This is a genomic window from Hallella absiana (assembly GCF_025457485.1).
Classification (GTDB): domain Bacteria; phylum Bacteroidota; class Bacteroidia; order Bacteroidales; family Bacteroidaceae; genus Prevotella; species Prevotella absiana.
This window is the reverse complement of record NZ_JAMXSP010000033.1, coordinates 1-21,948: the sequence shown is the minus strand read 5'-3', so window position 1 is coordinate 21,948 and position 21,948 is coordinate 1. Positions and strand designations below refer to the sequence as shown.

Genomic DNA, 21,948 nt, shown 5'->3' with positions numbered 1-21,948 from the left:
ACGTAATGTCGGTATGTTGGCCGAGCAAGTATATTACTCACGCAAATATCTTACTCGGGCAAGCAGCTCACTTGGGCAAACATATTGCTTTATGTTCAAGAACCCGCAAAAGTTTTGGGAAGGATTAAATCAATCTGATTTATCAGAGCAATCCGCAGATAGATTCTATCTGATCTATCAGTACAATCCGCGGATAGATTCTATCTGATCTATCAGTGCAATCTGCGGATAGATTCTATCTGATCTATCAGAGCAATCCGCGGATAGATTCTATCCGATCTATCTAATCTATCTTTCCCCATCTTTGAGTTAGAGTTTATCTGGGTCAATTGATAAAGGTAATCATACTTATCACGGTTATCACGTGATAAAGGTAATCATACTTATCACGGTTATCACGTGATAAAGGTAATCATACTTATCACGGTTATCACGTGATAAAGGTAATCATACTTATCACGGTTATCACGTGATAAAAGTAATCATACTTATCACGGTTATCACGTGATAAAAGTAATCAATCGCATAGTCTGAGCCAGTAAAATACTGAGTCTGCAACTAATTACGATCGCTCAACTACTACGGGAAATACCTCATTTAGCACCTAAAACAGACATGATGCCATATATATCACAAACCTACCGCTACGGCAGTCAATTGGGAATAGCAAGTTGTACTTTTGTGGCCACACGAGGCTGTCGCCGTCGTATGACCCCACAAGTCACTTGCCAGCGGAGCTGGGAATGAAATCTCGGTCGCAACTCCCAGATTATCTCTTGAAGGATGATGAGTCCATGAACCCGAAGGCTGTCCAACTTGAATTCCAATCTCCAATAACTACCAACTTTAACAACTTCAACAAATGAACGACGCCAACAGAAATAACGTCTGCAAAGTCAGACTGAACGACGAAGAGCTGCGTCTCTTCCAGAAGAAATCTCAGAGCTACGGTGGCAACACGAGTGCCCTGATCCGTGATGCTGTTACCCGCTTCGACGACAAACGAACAAGAGGGAGGATAGAAGCGATGGCGACGCTTCTCTCCTTCTACACCAAGTATCAGCAACAACTCTCGTGGCTCGGTGGCAACTTCAACCAAGTCATGCACCGTGCCAACGAACTGGCCATTGATGGCAAGCTCAGTGAAAACTACTTCCATGAGGTCATCATGCCGGAGGCTCAGACTGCCGCGAAAGTCATCAGAGGTATCAAGGCTGAGTTGGATGCCCTACATGATTTGGTAGAACAAATGTAGCTTATAATAGAGTGCTTATGTACTTTTCGGTTATCTTAATAATTGAGGCCTTCCAAACATCCATGACAAGCCAAGCCTATCCATGATCTTGGCCAACAACAGAGAGCCGGCAAGGCCAATAATGACGATCACTATGGCATGCACAATACCGCTACCATCGAAACGGAAAATGGGTAGAAGGAACTTTCCTGCCATCGTAAAGATAGGATGGAACATATAGATTGGTAAGGTGTTTCGTCCAATATACAAAATCGTCTCAAGCGGTTTGCCATGACAAAATCTTTTGAGGGACGAGGCGAAAGAGAGGAAACAGAAAGTCATGACAAGGACCAGCAGATTACTCCAGTTCCATTTTGGGTCGATAAAAAGAATCAATAAAAGAGGTACAACGGACAGGCATGAGGGAAAAAATACCTTGTTGTAGTTGGCCTTTGACATTCGTAAGACCACCCCAACAAAATAATAGAACGCTTGTTCCCAATTCAAGATTGGTGTGAAGCACGAAACAAACAATAAGACAATGCCAAAGGTTAAGAGCTTTACATATATGGACTCTTGCGGCAGACAACGGAAGGTGACATAGCAAAGAAAACCACAGATCAGCATCACGCGGAAAAACCAATAAGGACCGATGGAATGAATGCAAAGGACATAGAATGCCGTGTGCCAGTCCAACTGCTGAATGCCGTCCCTTACAGGCAGATAGAGTGACAACACCATATATCCTGTGACCAAGATGACGTAAGGCAACAGAATCCTTAGTAGATAGGTGGTGAACTTGCGAAAGGTTTTGTCCACATTCAGAAGATAACCCGTGACAAGGAGGAACGTAGGCATAAGGAAGGACAAGATACCACTCTTGACATCCGGGTGGATATTGCCGAAGTTGACAATATGCACCAAAATGACAAGAGAGATAAGTATCGCCCGTTGGAAGTCAATTTCGTCGATATGACGTTGTTGCATGATATTCAGATTATCTTTTTCAAATTAGCATTGATGATTGGGATGAACTCATGTGTGAAGATTTCTGCACCATGGCTGTTGAGATGCACCTCGTCTTTGAACAGTTCTGGGTGCAGATAGTATTTTTTCTCCCACGAATAGTCATAAAAAAGGATATGCTTGGTTTTGCAGTAGTGGTCTAACCACTGCGAGACACCATTCCGTGTGGTCAGCCGTAATGTGGGCGCATAGGTGATGACAAGCCTCACCTTGTGGCTTCGGCACAGTCTGACTATGTTGTTCAGCCTTGACAGTCTGACGGCATCTGCCGTGAAAGGCTTCGTGGAGATGACGTATGGTGTCTGGTATTCACCATCCAAAGGCTGAAAGCCACATTGCTCAGGACACTGCTTTGACAGGCACAACTGCAGCACTTCGTTATATACCCGGTTGTTGCGGTAAAGACCGGAATGCAGCTTCAAACGCTCCATAGGACTGTATGCACTGTCCATAGCCTCGGTCAGAGGTTCACACATGCCATATAGACATCTAAGATTTTTAAACTGGTCGTCCTTGGGGGCTTCCATCATGTCCGAGCTGATATCGAGGATGATCAGTTTGGGCGTGCAACGCTTGAGATAGGACGACACACACAGGTCGAAGTAGTCCATCTTTACACCTGACCGTCCACCATTAAAACAAGTGAGTCCCGTTTCTTTCTGGATAACACGTGGGTCAAAGCTATGATGCGCCCTTGAAGCGCCCAAAATGAGGATGTCCGCCTTTTGGTGGAACAGTGTCTGGATGGTATTGGAGAGGTTGTACTGCGTTTGGGGCGCATGTTCGATAATTAGCTTTGTACTGGCTCCCACCAAGAAGTCGGCACACGCTAGTGTGACGAGGAACAACGCGATGAATCGTATCTTTTTCTTCATGAGTGACACGGAATCTAAAATTGAAAATAAATGAACTGTGGTCCGTTAAACTCTCCTTCCAACAGGATGACGGCAAGCAACAGAGCCATACTCACTGCCTGGACATACCATTTAGGCGAATGGAAGAAATGGATGTTGAACTTCTCCTCGTCTTTCCAATCCTTAAACAGCATGAGCAGCAGTGGCGGGAAATACATGATGAACGTTACGCGCTGGGCAACATAGGGATAGAGAAAGCCTGAAGAATACTGCGACAAATAGCCGAGGAAATCAGTGATAGTGTTACTGCGGAAAATGATGTTGCCGAAGGTCACGAAGAGGAACATCTTCGCGATGCGTGCGTAGCGGTAGGCCGTATTCTTCTTTAAGCCATGCGCCTTCTCGAAGAGCTTGCGCCGCTTGGCTATCAAGTTGTTGAAAATGAGGCAGCAACCATGATAGAAGCCGAAGAGTATAAACGTCCAGTTGGCTCCGTGCCAGGCACCGATGGCAAGAAGATTAATCATCACGGCCAAGTTGAGTCCCCACATGCCGAGGTTGCGGAACTTGAGGTTCAACGGTGTGAAGACATAGTCGGTCAGCCAGCTGGTCAGCGTCATGTGCCACCGCTTCCAGTACTCCGTGATGTTGACGGCGAAGAACGGCAGGCGGAAGTTTTCCAAGCTCCTGATACCCAATATCCTGCCCACACCGATGGCCATGTCGGAATAGCCGGAGAAGTCGGCGTACAGCTGGAAGGAGTAGAGCACGGCAGCAATGGTCAGCGAGGTAGCGTTGTGGTGCGCATAGTTGTTGAACACGGCATCGGTGTAGCCGCAAATCACGTCGGCCACGCACATCTTCTTGAACATACCCCACAGCACGCGCTTGCAGCCTTCGGCGATGTCGGCCCAATTCATTTGATGAGCCGTAGCCAACTGCTTCAGGAAGGCCTTCGGACGGTCAATAGGGCCGGAGAGAATGGTGGGGAAGAAGGCCACGTAGGTAGCAAAACGGATGAAGTCGCGCTCCGCGTACATCTTTCTGCGGTGAATCTCGACCAGGTAGCTGATGAGCTTGAACGTGAAGAAGCTGATGCCTACGGGCAGGATAATCTTGAACGTGTGATGGCTGACATGGAACCCCATTGCCGTGAACAAGTCCTCGAACGAACTGATAAAGAAGTTCAGGTACTTGAAATAGAGCAAAAGCAGAATGCCCAACCAGACACCAAGGTTAGTCAATAGAGATGCCTTCCGTGGATTGTCTTCCCGCGCGCGCTGAATGCCTACACCTAAATAATAGGTGACGATGGTACTCACCAAAAGAATTGGTACGGCTTTCCAGTTAGCGTAGGCGTAAAAGAAGTAGGAGGCTATCAGAAGAAGTACGTTCTGCCAGTTCGCGTGCTTACGACATACACTGAAGTAAAGGACGAAAACTGGCAAAAAGAAGAGCAGAAACACAAGTGAATTGATGGTCATCGCTTATTCCTTGAGTCGTTTCTCTATAGAGTCAATCAGTTCGCCAACATTGTTCCAGCTGAGGATTTCGTTTGACGTGAACTTGATGCCAAAGGCCTTTTCAATGGCAACGATGAGCTGTACGTGGCTCAGCGAGTCCCATTCCTCCACGTCGTCGGCTGTCGTCTCATCGGTCAACACAATGTCGTCGTTGTCCAACTCGTCACAAAAGATTTCATTCACTTTCTTGAAGATATCACTTCTTTCCATTGTTGTTTATTTATTTTTTGTTTACTAATTCCACAAATCCCATGTCCGCATTGAAAAAATAACATATCTTGCGGTTGCCCAAAGCCGGGGCTTCCACGGGCTTGAAGAGGGGTGTCCAGTCCTCCTCAGTCAGCTCTTGGTACAGTCTGTCCACATCGTCGCAGGCATAGCACAGATGATAAGGACCGCAGCCATGCTTCTTGAGCATGCGCAGCATCGTGGCGTTGTCGGCGTAGGGCTGAACGAGTTCAATGGCCGTTTCACCTTCCTTGCGCAGAAAGCAAATCTTGGTCTTTTGCCTGTCGTCGTCAACCGTATCTCCCTGATGATAGCCCAACAGATCAAACTGTCGGGCCGTGCGGTCGATGTCGTCTGTCAGATAGCCGATGTGTTCCAATTGAAAATCCACGGTGCTCATGCTTTTACAATATAACATTCCTTGGGCTGATAGTCATCGACGTTCAGTTCGTATCTCTTGGCGCCGTCGGCCTTTTCGTCTGTCTTGGTGAAGCCCAACTGGTCGTAGTGTTCCCTTACCATCTGATTTTTCAGTGTGGGCAGGTATTCACCGACAATCTTCTTGTAGCCGCGTCTGCGGGCTTCTTCCACCATCGTGTTGAGCGTGAAGTTCTCCATGCCACGTTTCAACACACGGCAGCTCATCAGCCACGTGTCGATGAAAAGGGTCTCGCTGTCCAAGGCTTTCATGATGACCACGGCAATCAGTCCGTTGTCACCGAACTTGTCCTTCAGCGTAAAGCTCAAGTCAACCACCTTGTCATCATCGGCCAAGGCCTTTACATCAGCCTCCGTATAGCGCACCGTGCGCAGGTTGAACTGGTTGCTGCGCTGTGAGAGCTGTGCCACGCGCGGTGTGTTGAATGGCGTAAAGCCGCTGACCGTAGAGACCATGCCCAACGACCGAAGGAAATCGGCCTCGCTGCCGAAGGTCTTCTTCAACGAGACACGTTTGGCTTCCACCTGGTATTGCTTGGTGCGGTCCTTGTCCTCACTGCTGTAGTTGGCAGTCTCAAAGAGGTTGAGCGAATAGAGATACTCCAAATACTCGGCGGGATCCTCGGGCAGCTCGGGCACTGTGATGCCCGGTATGTTCTCCCTCACCATGTTGCGCTCAAAGGGATTGTCATCGAGGAAGACCATGGAGTCGAACGAGATGTTAAGGATGCTCTGAATGGTTCTGATATTATCGACCTTCGTCTCCCAGTTGGCTTGGAACACGGCAATGTCGTCTAATGTCAGCACCATGTCAGGATGCTTTTGAAATGGTTCCTTAGCCTTGTCCTCGTCGTTCTTCGATGCCACACAAATGATAATGCCGCGCTGGCGTAACTTCTTTACCCACATCTGAAACTCAGTGAAAGCCTTGCCGATGCCCAGACCGTGGCCTAACTGTATTCCTTCTATTCCGTCGTCGCCTATCACGCCACCCCAAAGAGTATTGTCCAAATCGAGGATAAGACATTTCTTGAACTGCCCTTTGCAAGCACAGATGATGTCCATCACCCTGCCCGCCACATAGGGTACAGCATCTACGCTGAGCACCATCTCCGTACTGACATAGATGTTGGCGTCGAACATGAAGTCGCGGCCGAACTTGTTTTGCAGTCCGGTGATGTCGCAGATGAACAAGTTGGGATGGTGCTGAGCCAACTCCATCAACCCGAAGTTGAGCTTGCGCACTTGGAAAGAGAACGACGACTCCACCTTGTTTGCGTAGGAGCCGAACACCGCATCCTCGATTTCCGGATAGTTCATGCATATAAGCTTCTTGCCTTGCAGTTGCGGCAATTCCGCCACTGATTCAACAAAGCGCAGTCGCTCGTCGGCAACCGTAGTCTGCTCTTGCGTGGAGAGCAGGCTGTGCTTCTCGCAGAGCTTGTGGGTGGACTGGAAGAGGACAATGAACTCAGCGTCATGCTTGTAAAGCTCACTGTCAGGATCCATGAACTGTTGATACACTTGATTGTATTCAGCCTCGTATAGGTCTATATTGTATCCCTTTGCCACGCCAAAACCACGAATTGCCGTCGCCAGAAACTGCGTTGCCGTATCGCCGATAAGAGCGACGCGAAGAATAGGGCTTTTGGGGGATGGATGTTTGCTCAACCGCTTGAGGTCTTTTAATGATAATCGATCCATAAAATAATAGGCACTAACTAAATGATTACAAAGTAATTTTAGGTATATCTATCTGCTGGATGAGGTCCGTTTTTTTTGAAAACGTTACAGTACCTTCATAAATCAACCTACCCGTGTCTGTTTTCTGTAAACCATCAGTAACATAGATTTTTATGGGGTATTTATTTCCTTCGATATTACCTAAATTAAAACTAACATCATAATCACAATAGCAGTCTGCCATGGTCTTCTCTGTCTTATAAACGCAAATCACGATAGTACCATTCTGCAATGCACCGGCAACATAGATTTTATTGAGGTCGCAATTTCCAGCAATATTTTCAAAAGTACACTTTGATGACTGGTTCGTTAATGTTCCAATAATGAGAGACGTTTTCTCCTCTGAATCAACTGCACTGCGTGTTGTCTTTGCGTAACTATTCCCTTTGCATGCGGACTTGGATACTTCGGAAACTGATATGCTTGAAATAGTTCTCTCCTCTGTAGTACACGAGAAGAGAACTATAAGCAATGAGAATATACAGATATAAAATCTCATCATTACTCTCTTATTAATCTATGATTATCAACAATTATTCCGTTTACAGACAACGATACTATGTGAATGCCTGATGACAGCGAACTAGCGTCATACACAATGTTTTTGCAGCCTTTGGGTATACGTTTGAAGTATTCTTTAATTCCGGATAAATTGCTAATTAACACACACACATTGGAAGTATTTGAAGGAACTTCTATATCTATGCTCACATTTCCGGTAGCAGGATTTGGAGTTACATTTAGGATTTTACCATTCCCTGTTGATTTGATTGCGTAGTTGTTACCATTCAAGCTATTTTGCAATTGGGCAATTACAGCAGACTGCTTTTCTACCGTTGCTTCTAGTTCTTGTACAGCTTGAACTAGCATGGGGATAAGCGAAGTATAATTAATCATTTTGTGTCCTTCCTCGTCAGTATGTACAGCTTCAGGCAAAACACTTTCAACTTCTTGCGCTAAGAAACCATACTGGGTATTGCTATCAGATTCTGGTCCATAAGCAACGTTAGATGAAGGAGAATTTTGTGCGACGGCTGCTCTACTCTTCATCAAACTTTTGTCAAGTGCTGACTCTTTCCAATTATATGATACAGGGTGTAAAGACAATAGCTTGTCCATGCCTGTTGTCAAAGTTTGAATATTTGTTTTGGCCCGTGCATCAGAATAGTTATATACATTAGCGACTTGAATACTGTTAAAGGTTTTAGTTGCTGAATTGTAGAACACAATTTGATCGCCCGTGCCTGCGATTCGTGGATTTTCCGGCGAGATATCCAATTGGAAGAAGTTGCTACCCTTACACGTCCAATACATGCCTAGGTACTTGTCAATTGTCATGCCGAGATATGCATGTTTGGGAGCACCTTGGATGCTCAACCCATTAGCTGAATAGCTAATCTGTGCGTGTACATTCAGACTAAAAGTGAATGAAGCAATAACTGCGATAATGGCAGTTAATAGCGATTTAACAGTTGTTTTCATAATTATGAGGTTATTTAATGGTTGACTTAATTGTTGTTGACTCATTAATGGTAGTGTTTGGCTCAATAATTATCTCTTTTGCATTAAGATTGATTGTACCATTAGAGAATACTACTGGTCCCGTCTGCTTCGATGATGTAACACTAGAACCAATTTTGATAAGGTCTGCATCATATGTTCTTGAACCACTTACAGTTTCATTTTGGATATATATAGTAGACGTGCCTATGCCTTCTTGTACAAAGGGAATCTTATTATGTCCCGATACGCATACCGTAATGCTTTGTGGAGTTGTAGTAGAAAAAGATGCGGTATTTCCTATATAACTAAGCACTTTGCCCGTAGTTTTGTCGTAAAACGAAATGTTTGCACTGGTATTAGACAAACTAACGGTTACATTGTTTGTTCCTCTGACAATTTGAACATTTGTAAACTCCGTAGGCTTACTAGTATATATTTGCATACTTGGATCACCGAAATAATGGAACAATTCCTTTGTGTATTGGGTGTAAGAGTTATTGGAGCCATATATCTCAGCGAGACGTGCAAACCCCTGATCCAAGACTTGCCCCATTGCAAAAGTTGGAGTTGGAGTTGTGCCTGTGGAATTTTGACCAGGTAGGACTATTCTTAATCCTGGATTTGGCCAAATCGCATCAAACAAACCTCCTGCAAAAACATCATTAGGGCCTGAGTAGCTAACTTCTGTTGCTCCCAAAATACCAACGCAGCCACCATTCTGCTTGCGAAGAAAAGTTTCTGCGAAACAAGTTTTACCATTGTATTGACCTGTTAAGCAGTTTAGACTAAATACAACAGGAAGCTTGTTTCCGTTTGTTAGTTTCAAAATGTCACTACTTTGGTATGTAGGGTCTCCCCATCCACCAACATCGCCATGGTCCCGGTGAAGCACATAGAAAGCTCCCTGGTTAATAGCGTTGTTTACATCAGTAACACTCCCATTCCATGCAAATAATGGCTTTTTCAATTCAGCAGGTATATCCTCTCCGCGTGAATAATATTTACTCCATTTTTGGGGGGTTACGTTAGTATACGCTGTGTATATACGAGTAATATTATAACCTAAATTGGTAAGATAGTTCCTAACATCCTCGGAGGTTTGGGCAAATCTTCTATCTGCATACCCATCCATATCCAAATCCTGAAAATATGCACAATTTACACCTGTATTATAGAACGCTGCATCAGACACGGGATTTTTCTCGTACTGGATAATTTTGTCAACTACTGTATTCGCTTCTGATATATTCGTGACAGATATTCTTCCTCTGTGGATATCTGGGGTGTTATCGTTGGCACCATCCATACATCCATACCGCAAGTCTGACACATGTGATATGCCCATAGTTTTTGAAGTGTACGAAGGAACATCTTCATAGTCTCCAAATAAAAGTAGATAGTAAAGATTCCCTTTGTTGTAGAGGTTGGAAATAATGCCTTTTACCTCCTCTGTGCTCCAACTATCTTTCTCTTGAACAGTTACATCGTATCCAAGGGTTCTTTTCCATTCAGCAAGTCTATTTACTGCGGCAGCATACTTGGGTATGGTTACAATTAGATAGCCTTTCGTGTTGTTCTGGCCTAATGTGTTGTATGCTTCAAGTCTAGCCGAAGGAGAACTTGAAATGGTAGTATTTTTTAAGAACGAGTCGTCAGCCGAAATGCTGGCAGGAGTGGCAACAACATCATCAAGACTACTGCGTGTACTTGCATCTACGAACTTGACCTTATATGCAATTTTAGTATATGCTCTGACAACCTTTCGTGTTACGTCATATTGAATAGGAAACACCTCAACATTGAGGATTTTCTGACCGCGATAGACCTGCTCGTCAATTTTGCGAACAACATCTTTCGGGTAAATACCTAAAGAAACGTCTATCGGCTTAACGTTGTTTTTTGTATAGGTCTCATTGCCACTATCTGTCAGTGGCGGGCGAGCGGGTGCCAACTCGTAGTTGTACTCCTTATACTCGGCAGACACGACCTCGACCGATGCCGTCTTTCCTGAAGGGATCTGAATTTGATCCGTCCTCTGCAAGACCGATGGTTTTGAAGTCTCGTCTTCGGATCCAAATCCATCCATTTTCCACAAGTATGTTCCCTCATACAAATCATCCTTTTGGATGTTTGCTACTGAAAATACATACGTTACCTCCACACCATCTTGCAAAACTTTTAGGTTCCTCGTTGGTGCGCTCAACAACACATTGTCTTCAGTTAAACCGCTGGACAAGTGTATGCTCTGTTGCCCATAAGCAAATAAAAATAGGCAACTGCATAAGAACATTAGTAATAATCTTTTTGCCATAGCATGATATTTTTATATTCAACAAGACATATTTTTTTGTTTAATGATGCAAAACTTGTTTGCTTCCAAGCAAATTCAGAATTTATCTTCAAGAATTTAAGCTATCTTGCCAAGAATGAATGATGCTACCTCAGGAGTTATTGGCGTGTCATGCTCAATTATTACACAAGAGACGTCCTCAGGCTAACGAGCTTCCAAAACTGTGCTTGCGTAAGGACTTTCTTCTTTCGCTCCTCACGTATGATCATCCCAAGACTTTTGTTCTCCATCCCTACTATTTTAGTTCGCTACAAAATTAAGTAAAATTTTCCAGATACGGAAGTTATAAATAAAAAAATACACTTAAAAAAATGTTAATAATAAAACTTACAATCTTAATGTCTTATAATAAATAGATAGAACAACAGCCTTAGTAGTCGCTAAACACAGCCTTTACCATCATGCACATTTTTGTACCATTTACCCCGTAACTATTTGAAAATCAAGCAACATTATATTTCCACATGAACAGCGTCGTCCGTCAGCTTTTGGAGCAGAATACCGATGTGGTCATGGTCGACACCGGTGACAGTTACGAGGGGATATGCCGCTATTTCAAAGGCACTTACATCACCTACTCGAAGGAGAAGCCCATCTCTATGAACCCGTTCAAGATTACGGATACCGAGTACGCGCAGAACTTTGGTGAGAAGAAGAACTTCCTAAAGTCGCTCATCTTCCTCATCTTCAAGGGCAGCGAGGCTCCCACGAAGATTGAGGACATGATTGTCAACCAGACTATCGTGGAGTATTATGAAACCTTTTTCAAGCCATTCAGTCACTTCACAGATATTGAGCGCGACCAGCTCCGTAAGCGTCTGCTCTTAGAAGATAAGAAGAACGGCACCTACGAGAAGCACAGCAAGGAATTGGAAGAGAAATATAAGCAAACCGAATATGAAACAGATATCCCTACCTCCGAAACACCCGAAGATCCATCTGCCTTTGGCGGACAGGATTCTGAATACAATTCTCTCCATACTGCTGATGGCTGTCGTGTGGCCAGTGATGGTCCTTTACATACTGCTGAGGAGAAGGAAGCCTACGCACGAATCCAACGGAAGGTGAACAAACTCCATGACCTCATCAACGACAAGGCCGCCACCGACGGCGAGAAGGTCGCCGCCAACCGCCAGCTCATGCGACTGATGCCCCAGCTCATCGAGGGCAACTACCTCGTCACCATAGAGCAGCGCATCGACCGCATGGAGCGGCAACGGCAGAAGATGAACGTCAGTGAGCTGAATTTCAACAGCTACTATGAGTTCGCCATCGAGCGCATCCCGCAGATCATGCGAGAGAAAGGCATCACCTTCGACATCGACAACTTCGCCGCCATCCTGGAGCAGTTCTACAAAGGCGGAGAACTTGAGCACACGCTGAACAACGACGTAGATGCCAGCCTCTTCGACGAGAAGTTCATCGTCTTCGAGATTGACAAGATCAAGGACGACCCCGTGCTGTTCCCCATCGTCGTGCTCATCATCATGGACGTGTTCCTGCAGAAGATGCGCATCAAGAAAGGCCGCAAGGCACTCATCATCGAGGAGGCGTGGAAGGCCATCTCATCACCGACCATGGCAGAGTACATCAAGTACCTCTATAAGACGGTGAGAAAGTTCCACGGCATAGCAGGTGTGGTGACGCAAGAGTTGAACGACGTGATAGACTCACCCATTGTCAAGGAAGCCATCATCAACAACTCTGACGTGAAAATCCTCCTCGACCAATCTAAGTTCAAGGACAGGTATGACGACATCAGTGCCATCCTCGGACTGACACAGGTACAGAAGCAGCAGATCTTCACCGTCAATGCCCTGAACAACCACGAGGATAGAAATTACTTCAAGGAGGTGTGGATATGCCGCGGCCAGTACTCCGATGTCTATGGCGTGGAGGAACCGCCCGAATGCTACTGGGCCTACACCACGGAACGAGCCGAGAAAGAAGCCCTGAAAGTCTATGAGAGGCACTACGGAGACATCCAGACCGCCATCACTAAAATTGAGGAAGACCGCCAGCAACTCGGCTTCAAGCGTTACCTTGACTTCGCGGTGAAAGTCAATCAACAACAAAGAGTTATGGACAACCATACAAGTAGTACAGAGTGCAGCTAAACGATAAGTTCAACTACTAACCGATGCAAGCCATGAAGAAGAAAACAGCGAGGGGCATCGCCCTCATCCTTGCCTCATTTACTTTTTCCCTCCCAGTCTCCGCCTACTGGAAGATGGTCGCCGATCCATGGACGACAGCCCAGGTGACAGCCAACACCACAGCCCAGTCGCTCATCGAGAATAAGCACAACGAGCGCATCGACACCATTTCGGCCAAGAAAAAGAAAACGCTCCAGTACACTGCTGTCATGGAGGGCATCAAGGAACTCTACCAGCTGTCCATGACCAATGTCAAGGGCTTTGGCGAGGAGACAGCCTATTACAAGGAGATCTTTCTGCTCAGTGCCGACATCCTCTCCGGCATCCCCACGGTGACGAAGTTCATCACTTCTCACCCCGTGAAGAACTCCATCCTCTGCTATAACGAGCTTGCTGATGTAGTCATCGAGACCGAGGGGCTCATCCATGACTTCATCGACATCGTGAACAACGGTAAGATACGCCTTCCCAATAATCCCATCATCCGCCAGAAGATACCCGACGGCGGCGGACGCTACAACATGGGACAGGGTGACGGCTACAACTTCATGGACCGTTACACCCGCCTGACGCTGGCCAACAAAATCTACTCCCGGTTGTTGGAGATGAAGTACAAGATGGATGTGATGGTGATGATGTGCGAGTACGGCTCATGGAACGACGCTTTCTATACCCTCGACCCTGTGACGTGGGCAACCGTTTTCGAGACCAAGTACATTGTAGATGGACTCATACATGACTGGAACGCCCTATAAGTTCCGAAAGAGGAGGAGTAATCACAATCAAGAACCGACAGAACTATGAAGTACCATACCATTATAATATGTGTCTTGGCCGTCGCCATTCTCTGCCCGTCTAAAGCCCTTGCCTTCGACTACCCCAATGACCAACCGACCATCGAGGCTCTTATCAGTCTCCACAAGCTTCTCAAGAAGGAGGAAGAAAAAGCTTTGGCACAGGTAACGGCCAGCTATGGCGAGCAATCGCTCATCACGAAAGGTGCGGAGGGTTTCAACAACGTGCGGACAACGCTTGACACGAAGCTCAGCAATGCCCATAGTTACCTCATCCTCGGTGCGGCCATCGCCACGACGGGCACCGACCTTTACAAGCTCATCCGTGACTATGCCGACTTCACGAAGAACACGGGCAAGCATGCCTTCAAGAAGCCCATGGTGGCATGGTACTACACAGAGGCCAACCTTGCCTGTGCCCGTGAGATCAAGAACATCAAGCGGATGTACACTACACTGGTGGCCAGTGGCATGAATGTGATGAAGGCGAGCATGGACGAGAAGCTCAACCTTGTCAACGAGCTCCACGGCTATATCACCAATATGTGCGGCATCATCGACCAGGCCAACCTGTGGTGCAGCATCGTGGTCATGGGCGGATTCCATTATGATTACATCTGGGACATCCTCAACTCTGAGGTTACGGACGAGATTGCCAACCAGGTCATCGCCAACTGGAACAGCGCATAGCCTATGCTAAGAAAGAGCAACCACCATCTTCAAAAACTAAAACCATAATCTAATGAGAAAGACCCTTTGCCTTATACTCCTGACCATAGCCCTTGCTTTCCCTGTCGGTGAAGGCGGCAGAGCCAATGCGCAGAAGATAGTACATGACAAGCAGAAAGAAAAGCAGTGGCGCAGCATCGAGACAGGTCCATGGGACTTCGCACCAGACTGGTACTACTACTTTCTGCATAAGAAATACTCCGGTGCCGAGACCTACTGGAAGTGGTCGGGCTTTAAGTCCGGCTACCGTGTCCGCTTCAAGGAACACAAGTCCAATGTCAAGACCGTCATGCCACGCCGAGTAGCAGCTGAGGAGGTAGATGCCGAGAAAATCAAGAAAGCCGAAGAAGAGCGTGCCAAGATCAAGGAGTTGCATGACGAGGAAGTAGTCCGTGCCACCGACCGCAATGTTGACATTGTTTATTCCACGTTCAAGGATGATTTTGCACGTATGCAAGGAGCAATCTCTGAGGGTCTGGCCTTCTGTCTGACAAAGAGCAAGGGCAAGATGTTTCCGCAGGTCGATGAGCTCCGCCGGCAGAACGACATCGTTTGCCGCAACATCTCCTACATTCACAAACAGGGTGTTGGCAACGAACTTGAGAACGCGAAACGTGAGAAGGCCTACATCGAGTACAAACGGCAGATGGAAGAGCTCGTCTCGCGTGTCGCACACCTTGTAGGCATGGCGCAGCAATACTACTAAAAGATAAAGAAGTAAAAGAACAATGATGTAGAATGAACAAAGAAGCAACACTATGATAGACTTACAACTATCTTCACTTTTCATCAACCAGCTGCTCACGATGGGTCTCCCTGCAGTAGACCAGAGTCTGATGAAGCTGTTGGAGGCGATGGAGACCTTTCCCAAGTCCGCCGTCCTCTTCAATGCCGTGAGTATCGCAAAGACGCTCGGGCTGCTGCTTGCCCTTTGTATGGGCAGCTATGAGTGCTGGATGATGATGCTCGGTCGGCGTGGCATGGACGTGATGAAGCTCCTGCGCATCGCCGCCCTCTCCATCTGTATCACAACGAGCAGCTATATCTGTTCGGCTCTGAAAGCACCTGGCAAGGGACTTGAGACAACTGCTATGATGATGGCACAGGCCAAGAACCGTGAGGTCGCTGCGCTGGAGTTGAAAGTCGCCGAGAAACAAGCAGGCTACCTCAAACGCTTGCGAGAGGTGCAGGACAGTATCGAGACTGCCAAGCAGGTACAGGCCATTGGCGAGGATGCCCACTGGTGGGATCGTCTCATTTATAACATGGAGAACCTTGGCTCCACCATCAACAACTACGCCCAGCGTGCCGCCGTAGCCGCGGAGACGAAGGTCAGCGAGTGGATAAACGATGTGATAAGGTTCATCGGAGAGCTAATCTTCCAGATGTCATACTACGGCATGCTTGTCGCCCAACGCATTTTCCTGACCATCATGGCCACCTTTGCTCCAATTATGTTCGCCCTCAGTATCGTTCCGCCATGGAGCAATGCCTGGTCGCAGTGGATCAGCAAGTATCTGTCCCTGTCGCTATGGGGCTTCGTGGTGTATATGTGCCTTTATTATATCGATTTCATCCTGATGTACAACCTACGGGCAGACATCAAAGCATATGAATCGCTCTTGCAGGGAACGGTGAACTCGTGGGACCAGATAGGAGCGCTGGGCTTGCAGGGCATCGGCTCGAACTGTATGTACGCCATGGGCATGCTCGTGGGTGCCTACGTCCTCCGCTTCGTGCCCGAAGTCGCTTCTTGGCTCATCCCCGGTGGAATTAGCTCCAGTGCTGGAACGGCAGCCGGTTCTACGGCAACGACCATCGTACAGGGAGGCATCAGCCACGGCATCAGTGCCACGACAGCTACAATCGGTACAGCCGCCGCTGTCGCCACAGGTGGCGCGAGCCTTGCCGCTTCCGTGGCAGGTGCGGCACAGCAGTCCCGTAGTGATGGCGGTAGTAAGTTTGCACAAGCCTCCCGTACCGTCATGTCGCAGACTGGTCTCGGAGCCTCCTACATCCGTGGTGCGGATTCAGCCCGTAGTATGAATAATGTGGGCAAGTCCGACTCCAACTATAAACCGGGGGGAGCAGATGGAAAATAATTCCTAACTTCTAACTCTTATAAAGTTATGCTGATTCAATCCTTAGAACAAAAGACCCGGCTGGCACTGATGACCGTGCTGCTGACCGTCATCGGCAGCGTGGTTGTCTGTGGCCTGACCGTCTTCTACTGCACCCGTCTTGTTGCACAGGAGCGCAGCCAGATATACATCCTCGATGGTGACATTCCCTTCCTTGCCGAGAGAAGCATGCAGGAAGCCAATTTCGTGATGGAAGCCAAGGCGCACATCCAGCTCTTTCACCAGTACTTCTTCACCCTGCCTCCCGATGACGACTACATCAAGTGGTCGCTTGGTAAGGCTCTCTATATGGCGGACGGAACGGCCATGAAGCAGAAACAGGCGATGGAAGAGAACGGCTTTTATTCCGACATCATATCCAGCAGTGCTGTTTGTACCATCAAATGTGACTCCATCCAGTTCAACGAGCACGAGAGAAAGTTCAAGTACTTCGGCACGCAGCTCATCAAGCGCCGCAGCCGTGACCTCAAACGCTCTATCATCACCGTGGGCGAGATTGAGAATGTGCCCCGCACGCAGAACAATCCCCACGGACTGCTCATCACGAACTGGCGCACGCTCGAAAATAAAGACTTAGACTATTAGACCCTCCCTGACCTCCCTAAGAGGGAGGGGGAAAGCCCTCAGACAAATACCATTTATATGAAGATACTCAAACGAACCAAGGTCATGAAGGATGCTCACATCGCCCAGGGCATCCGCAGTTTCCTGTCGCACTTCAAAATCAGGGAGCGCATCGACAAGATGAATCTGTGGGCGGAGAAGCATAAGAAGCGTACCGTTGCCATCACCATCGGTGTTCTCACTCTGTCACTCATTTTTGGCAGTTGGCTGACATTCAGCTCTGACAGCAAGGAACAGAATCTCTTCGACGGCATGACGGACGTAAGGCCCGACTTTGAGGGCATGATACGCATACAGCAGTTGAAGAGCCTGCAGGTGGAACAGACCACCGACCTGACCAACCGGGGACAGCGACTCAAGCACGACCTCGACTCCCTCATCGCTCTTCCAGTAAAAAGCCATAAGGATTCCGTGAACATCATGGTCAAGTACCGTCAACTGGAGATTGTGGTGAACTACCTTGACAACAAGCATCCGAACAAGAACAACTAAAACACAGAACTATGAACCTAAATCTGAAGAAACTCAAGAAGGTGAACTTCCGGAAGCCCAAGTACATCTTTCCCCCTGTAATCATACTGCCCCTGCTCGGAGTCATCTACTATCTCATGGCAATGTTTGATGGCAAGGGAAAGACCGAAGCTGGAGTCGTGGTCACCGATTCCATCAACATGACCCTTCCCGATGCCCGCGGCGCTCAGATGGAGGGCAAGATGGCTGCCATGAACAAACGGTTCAGTGAGGGCGGGGCCTTCACTGCCGTCGGTGCACTCGGTGACGAGGTTGAAGAGAAGGACACCACTACCAGTGGCTATAACGCAAGCGAATGGAGTAAGATAGAAGCTGAGAACGCAGCCCGTGAGCGAGAGCGCAAGGCACAGGAAGAACTGCTCAAGAGCCAGCAGGAGAACATGCGCCGCATCAACGGTTACACCGGCTATAGCGGACGATCCCAGCAGGATGACCTCAATGACTATGCCCGTGAGTTGGAACGTATACAGAACCAAAGCATGGAGCGGCAGCGTAAGTACATGGCCGAGCAGGAACGCCGTGACAAGGCTGAGGAAGCCGAGGAGAGGCAGCGCCAGCAGGAGATGATTGATGCGCTCACTGGCAATACCCACAGGAAATCGAACAAGAAGGAAGAAAAGGCCGAGGTCGTGGAGAAAGTCAAGGAGGACAACTCTGAGCGGTTCAACACCGTGGCCACATCTGAGACTGTCGATGCTCCACTTATCCGTGCGATGATAGACCGAACTACGAAGGCACGCGAGGGCACCCGGCTCCGTTTCAAACTCCTCGATGACGTGACCGTGAAGGGCATCCGCCTGAAGAAAGGCTCCTATCTCTATGGTGTGGTGAGCGGCTTCGGCCAGCAGCGCGTGAAAGCCAATATCACGAGCATCCTGGTCGGTGGCAAGTTTATCAAGGTCGGCCTCAGTGTTTTCGACAACGACGGCATGGAGGGCTTCTACGTTCCCGAGTCCACCTTCCGTGAGATGGTGAGGGATGCGGGCAGTGCCGTGGCTAGCCAGCAGTTGCAGTTCGACACTGGCTCTTCGTCGGGCATCTCCCCGGAAATCATCGCCCTGCAAGCCTTACAGAACATGTATCAGAGTGCCAGCTCCGCCGTGTCGAACAACATCCGCAAGAACAAGGCGCGCATCAAGTACAACACTATTGTTTATCTCGTCAACACACAGCAAGAGTAAAAGCCCCCCCAGCCCCTCTCCCGTAGAGAGGGAAGCTAAATGTTTCAAGAAGTCAACAACCCTAAATGTACAACTAACATGAAGAAGAAACTTATCCTTTTCGCTCTGTCTGTCTTTTCCCTCTTGTCCGTCCATGCGGAGAGCAGCACGGGAGGCATCCAAGAAGCCAATGCCAAGGGCGACACTGTCCGCATCCGTTACATCCACAAGTTCACGTCTGATGATGAGCGCATCTTCGAGAGCAATCTCGGCAAGCCCACCGTTTTCGTCAATGACCAGGTGACCACGCACATCATCATGCCGGAGAACATCAAGCTCGTGGACATCTCTACCGACAAGCTCGTCGGCAATCAGTGCGCCGACAACATCGTGCGTCTCAAGCCGAAGTCCGTGCTGATGGACGGAGAACTCGGTGGCACTGTGACTATCATCGGCGAGCGGCACATCGCCCAACTCAACGTCATCTACACCAAGGGACCAAAGAAAGCCAACTCCGTCTATACCGTCACCCGTGAGGATATGCGTGATTATACCCATCCCGAGGTGAGCATGACTCAGGGTGACATGGCCCGTCTCTGCTGGTCCATCTACACAAGCCGCCGGAAGTTCTTCAACCTCCATTCAAAGCAGTACGGCATCCGTGTGCAGGTGAACAACATCTATACGGTCGGCGATTACTTCTTCATCGACTTTTCCTTGGAGAACAAAAGCAACATCAAGTACGATATTGCCGAGATCCGCGTCAAGCTGACGGACAAGAAAGAACTGAAGGCCACGAATTCACAGACCATCGAGCTCACGCCGGTGTATATGGTCAACCATGCCGACCACTTCACCAAATCCTACCGTAACGTCATCGTCCTCAAGAAGCTCACTTTCCCCGAAGAGAAGAAGCTGCGCCTTGAAATCACAGAGGACCAAATAAGCGGTCGTGTCAGTTATCTCGACATCAACTACCGTGACATCCTCAATGCAGATGGCTTCGCGCCTGAGCTGTTGAGCAATCTACACTGAGACTTCTCACAAAAAGGTATGTATGATTGAACGAACTCTCATAGTCTGTGAGAATCACTATAAGATGTCCTTTGCACCAGAACGACCATGCCGTGCCTCAAGAAGCGTCTGACATCAGTCCGTGCACAGACCATGAGATAGGCACCGCCGAAGGTAGCAAAGACGGGAAAGAGACTCACATCTCCCGGAATGGCAAATGGCAACAGACTGGTGGCTGCCAAAGGAGGCATGATGACATGAGTGACACGCATCACAGAGAAAGCAAGTGCCCATGTCAGCGGCATGACAATAGCCAGGGGCAGAGCCATGCTATCCATAAGTACCATCCGACCCACGACACCACAGCAGGATACAAGAAACAAGGTGGTGAGGACACGGCGCGGATGCCGGTGCATTTTGTCGCCAGGCTGGCAGAGGGTGACGAAGATAACAAGCAACGGGGGTGCGATAAGGGATCCTTGATGCAGGAACTCGGCACACAACATCAGTGGCAGGATGGCCGTTCCTATCAGCGTCCACTGACGTACCTGTACGGAAGTGATACCTCCAAGTCTTGGAATTTGTGGGGATGCCATGTCCTGGCACGAACTCCGGCTGATTCCTGCCGAGAGCAACACAATGAATGAAGACATCAGCAGGACACTCACCGGATAGGTCCACGACGTGATATGCAACACCACTGGCAGCAGACATGTAGCCAAGGTCGGAAAGAGAGTGGCATGGGCAAAGAGAAGGAGCATGGCGGTGAGAAGGAATCCGATTGTGAATGCGATGACGGGGTAACCTGCCAACCATATGACGAGACCTGTTCCCGTTAAGGCTGCTACAGTCAGGAATCCCGGTATCTGCCACGCGACTACCTTCCATGGCCGACGGTCCATGACCAACAGGCCTGTGGCCAAAGCTGCTGCAGGAGGATAAATGGCCGACCTGTCGTGCAGAAAATGGACCAACACGCCCATCAGTGCGATGGTGGTCAGTACCAACAAACATCTTACAGCATACATACCATTCCTTGTAATGACGCCACAAATTGATTTCATTTGCCTTGATTTCCTTTTCTTGTGCAAAGTTACTCAAAATGAATGAATAACGTTAACTGTCGCCCTCAAAGATTGCCAGCCTTCTAATATCTAATACCCGAATACTCATTTACTAACACTTAACCAATAATATCATCGTGGAAGAAACCCGTGAACAGCAACAGATGTACAACTTCTTCCGTTCGTGCATCTACCTTATTCTGATTGTTGAGATTGTGATGAACCTCCCCATCACCTCCGACAACCGCATGACCGCCTTCGTCCTTGAACTCTTCCACCGTTTCAAGGTCTTCGACAGCGTCCTCTCCTGTAAGGTTATGGAACTCATCTGCGTCAGTGTGACCTGCATTGGCACCAAGGCACGTAAGAGCCTGAAGTGGAACATGAAGACGATGGTCGTCTATCCGATGGTGGCCGGATGTACGATGACGCTGCTCTGCTTCGTCTTTCATAAAGGAGCATGGGACATCTATTTCTCCGGATTTCCGTTGAACCGCTGCCTCTACGCCCTTTGCTCTGTCATAGGCATCATGCTTATCCATCAGGGTCTCGACGCCATTGCCAAATACTTCAACACCAAGATTGGCGATGACAAATGGAACTTCGAAAACGAGAGTTTCGAGCAGAGCCGTAACAAGGAGGAGAACGAGTACAGTGTCAACATCCCCATGGTCTATTACTACAAGAAGAAGTTGAACCACGGTTGGATTAACATTATCGGCCCAAGGGGGATTGTCCGTGGCGGGCAGATGCCGCTGCCTAACCAAAGACAGTAACACATCTATAGAAAAAGAAGGGTATATCCCTTATTCCCTTCAGGCATGACCTGAAGGCTT

At 48.1% G+C, this 21,948-nt stretch carries 19 protein-coding genes and 2 pseudogenes; 11 read left to right on the top strand and 10 right to left on the bottom strand.

The window, feature by feature from the left end; translation table 11 throughout:
• The first annotated feature begins 862 nt into the window (after nt 1-862).
• Entirely contained in the window at nt 863-1,255 is a 393-nt protein-coding gene (locus NG346_RS12420) for a hypothetical protein (RefSeq protein ID WP_262281135.1), read from the top strand.
• A 30-nt stretch (nt 1,256-1,285) separates the two neighbouring features.
• Here NG346_RS12420 and NG346_RS12415 read toward each other — a convergent pair whose 3' ends face one another.
• Genes NG346_RS12415 through NG346_RS12375 form a run of 9 tightly spaced genes read right to left on the bottom strand, consistent with a single transcriptional unit; the run spans nt 1,286 to nt 10,860 of the window.
• Complete coding sequence (locus tag NG346_RS12415) at nt 1,286-2,221, bottom strand: acyltransferase family protein (RefSeq protein ID WP_262281134.1); 936 nt, start codon at nt 2,219-2,221, stop codon at nt 1,286-1,288.
• A gap of 5 nt (nt 2,222-2,226) precedes the next feature.
• A complete protein-coding gene (locus tag NG346_RS12410) occupies nt 2,227-3,135 on the bottom strand; it encodes an SGNH/GDSL hydrolase family protein (RefSeq protein WP_262281133.1) in 909 nt (302 codons plus the stop codon).
• A gap of 14 nt (nt 3,136-3,149) precedes the next feature.
• Entirely contained in the window at nt 3,150-4,598 is a 1,449-nt protein-coding gene (locus NG346_RS12405) for an MBOAT family O-acyltransferase (protein ID WP_262281132.1), read from the bottom strand.
• Nucleotides 4,599-4,601: 3 nt separating this feature from the next.
• Nucleotides 4,602-4,847 carry an acyl carrier protein gene (locus tag NG346_RS12400; protein ID WP_262281131.1) on the bottom strand — a complete coding sequence of 82 codons (246 nt, stop codon included), beginning with the start codon at nt 4,845-4,847 and terminating at the stop codon, nt 4,602-4,604.
• A gap of 10 nt (nt 4,848-4,857) precedes the next feature.
• A complete protein-coding gene (locus NG346_RS12395) occupies nt 4,858-5,265 on the bottom strand; it encodes a VOC family protein (RefSeq protein ID WP_262281130.1) in 408 nt (135 codons plus the stop codon).
• Nucleotides 5,262-7,007, bottom strand: coding sequence for an HAD-IIIC family phosphatase (locus NG346_RS12390; protein WP_262281129.1), 1,746 nt, complete (start codon nt 7,005-7,007; stop codon nt 5,262-5,264). Before NG346_RS12390 ends, NG346_RS12395 begins: the two co-directional genes overlap by 4 nt.
• A 25-nt stretch (nt 7,008-7,032) precedes the next feature.
• Nucleotides 7,033-7,548, bottom strand: a complete 516-nt coding sequence (locus NG346_RS12385; RefSeq protein ID WP_262281128.1) for a hypothetical protein — start codon at nt 7,546-7,548, stop codon at nt 7,033-7,035.
• Nucleotides 7,548-8,528, bottom strand: a complete 981-nt coding sequence (locus NG346_RS12380) for a tail fiber domain-containing protein (RefSeq protein WP_262281127.1) — start codon at nt 8,526-8,528, stop codon at nt 7,548-7,550. Before NG346_RS12380 ends, NG346_RS12385 begins: the two co-directional genes overlap by 1 nt.
• A 10-nt stretch (nt 8,529-8,538) precedes the next feature.
• Nucleotides 8,539-10,860 carry a C25 family cysteine peptidase gene (locus tag NG346_RS12375; RefSeq protein ID WP_262281126.1) on the bottom strand — a complete coding sequence of 774 codons (2,322 nt, stop codon included), beginning with the start codon at nt 10,858-10,860 and terminating at the stop codon, nt 8,539-8,541.
• 497 nt (nt 10,861-11,357) lie between these two features.
• On the opposite strand from NG346_RS12375, the pseudogene NG346_RS12370 reads away from it, so the two are divergent.
• The 9 genes and pseudogenes from NG346_RS12370 to traN all read left to right on the top strand — a co-directional run.
• Nucleotides 11,358-13,016: pseudogene (locus tag NG346_RS12370) on the top strand (TraG family conjugative transposon ATPase); the annotation flags it as partial.
• Nucleotides 13,017-13,048: 32 nt separating this feature from the next.
• The gene (locus tag NG346_RS12365) at nt 13,049-13,810 is read left to right on the top strand and encodes a hypothetical protein (RefSeq protein ID WP_262280775.1); all 762 of its coding nucleotides are present in this window, start codon (nt 13,049-13,051) and stop codon (nt 13,808-13,810) included.
• Nucleotides 13,811-13,855: 45 nt separating this feature from the next.
• Nucleotides 13,856-14,539 carry a hypothetical protein gene (locus NG346_RS12360; RefSeq protein WP_262280774.1) on the top strand — a complete coding sequence of 228 codons (684 nt, stop codon included), beginning with the start codon at nt 13,856-13,858 and terminating at the stop codon, nt 14,537-14,539.
• Between the two features lie 52 nt (nt 14,540-14,591).
• Nucleotides 14,592-15,284 carry a DUF5045 domain-containing protein gene (locus tag NG346_RS12355; RefSeq protein ID WP_262288807.1) on the top strand — a complete coding sequence of 231 codons (693 nt, stop codon included), beginning with the start codon at nt 14,592-14,594 and terminating at the stop codon, nt 15,282-15,284.
• A 52-nt stretch (nt 15,285-15,336) separates the two neighbouring features.
• Entirely contained in the window at nt 15,337-16,680 is a 1,344-nt protein-coding gene (locus tag NG346_RS12350; protein WP_262288806.1) for a hypothetical protein, read from the top strand.
• Between the two features lie 27 nt (nt 16,681-16,707).
• Nucleotides 16,708-17,304, top strand: a complete 597-nt coding sequence (gene traK, locus NG346_RS12345; protein ID WP_262288805.1) for a conjugative transposon protein TraK — start codon at nt 16,708-16,710, stop codon at nt 17,302-17,304.
• Nucleotides 17,305-17,361: 57 nt separating this feature from the next.
• Nucleotides 17,362-17,835 (top strand): hypothetical protein, encoded by a 474-nt coding sequence (locus tag NG346_RS12340; protein WP_262288804.1) that lies wholly within the window; start codon nt 17,362-17,364, stop codon nt 17,833-17,835.
• Between the two features lie 11 nt (nt 17,836-17,846).
• The gene (gene traM / locus NG346_RS12335; protein WP_262288803.1) at nt 17,847-19,055 is read left to right on the top strand and encodes a conjugative transposon protein TraM; all 1,209 of its coding nucleotides are present in this window, start codon (nt 17,847-17,849) and stop codon (nt 19,053-19,055) included.
• Between the two features lie 78 nt (nt 19,056-19,133).
• Complete coding sequence (gene traN / locus NG346_RS12330; RefSeq protein WP_262288802.1) at nt 19,134-20,069, top strand: conjugative transposon protein TraN; 936 nt, start codon at nt 19,134-19,136, stop codon at nt 20,067-20,069.
• 38 nt (nt 20,070-20,107) lie between these two features.
• On the opposite strand, the gene NG346_RS12325 is transcribed toward traN, so the two are convergent.
• Nucleotides 20,108-21,112 carry a hypothetical protein gene (locus NG346_RS12325; protein ID WP_262288801.1) on the bottom strand — a complete coding sequence of 335 codons (1,005 nt, stop codon included), beginning with the start codon at nt 21,110-21,112 and terminating at the stop codon, nt 20,108-20,110.
• A 131-nt stretch (nt 21,113-21,243) separates the two neighbouring features.
• Here NG346_RS12325 and NG346_RS12320 point away from each other — a divergent pair.
• Nucleotides 21,244-21,849: pseudogene (locus NG346_RS12320) on the top strand (YWFCY domain-containing protein); the annotation flags it as partial.
• Nucleotides 21,850-21,948: the final 99 nt, after the last annotated feature.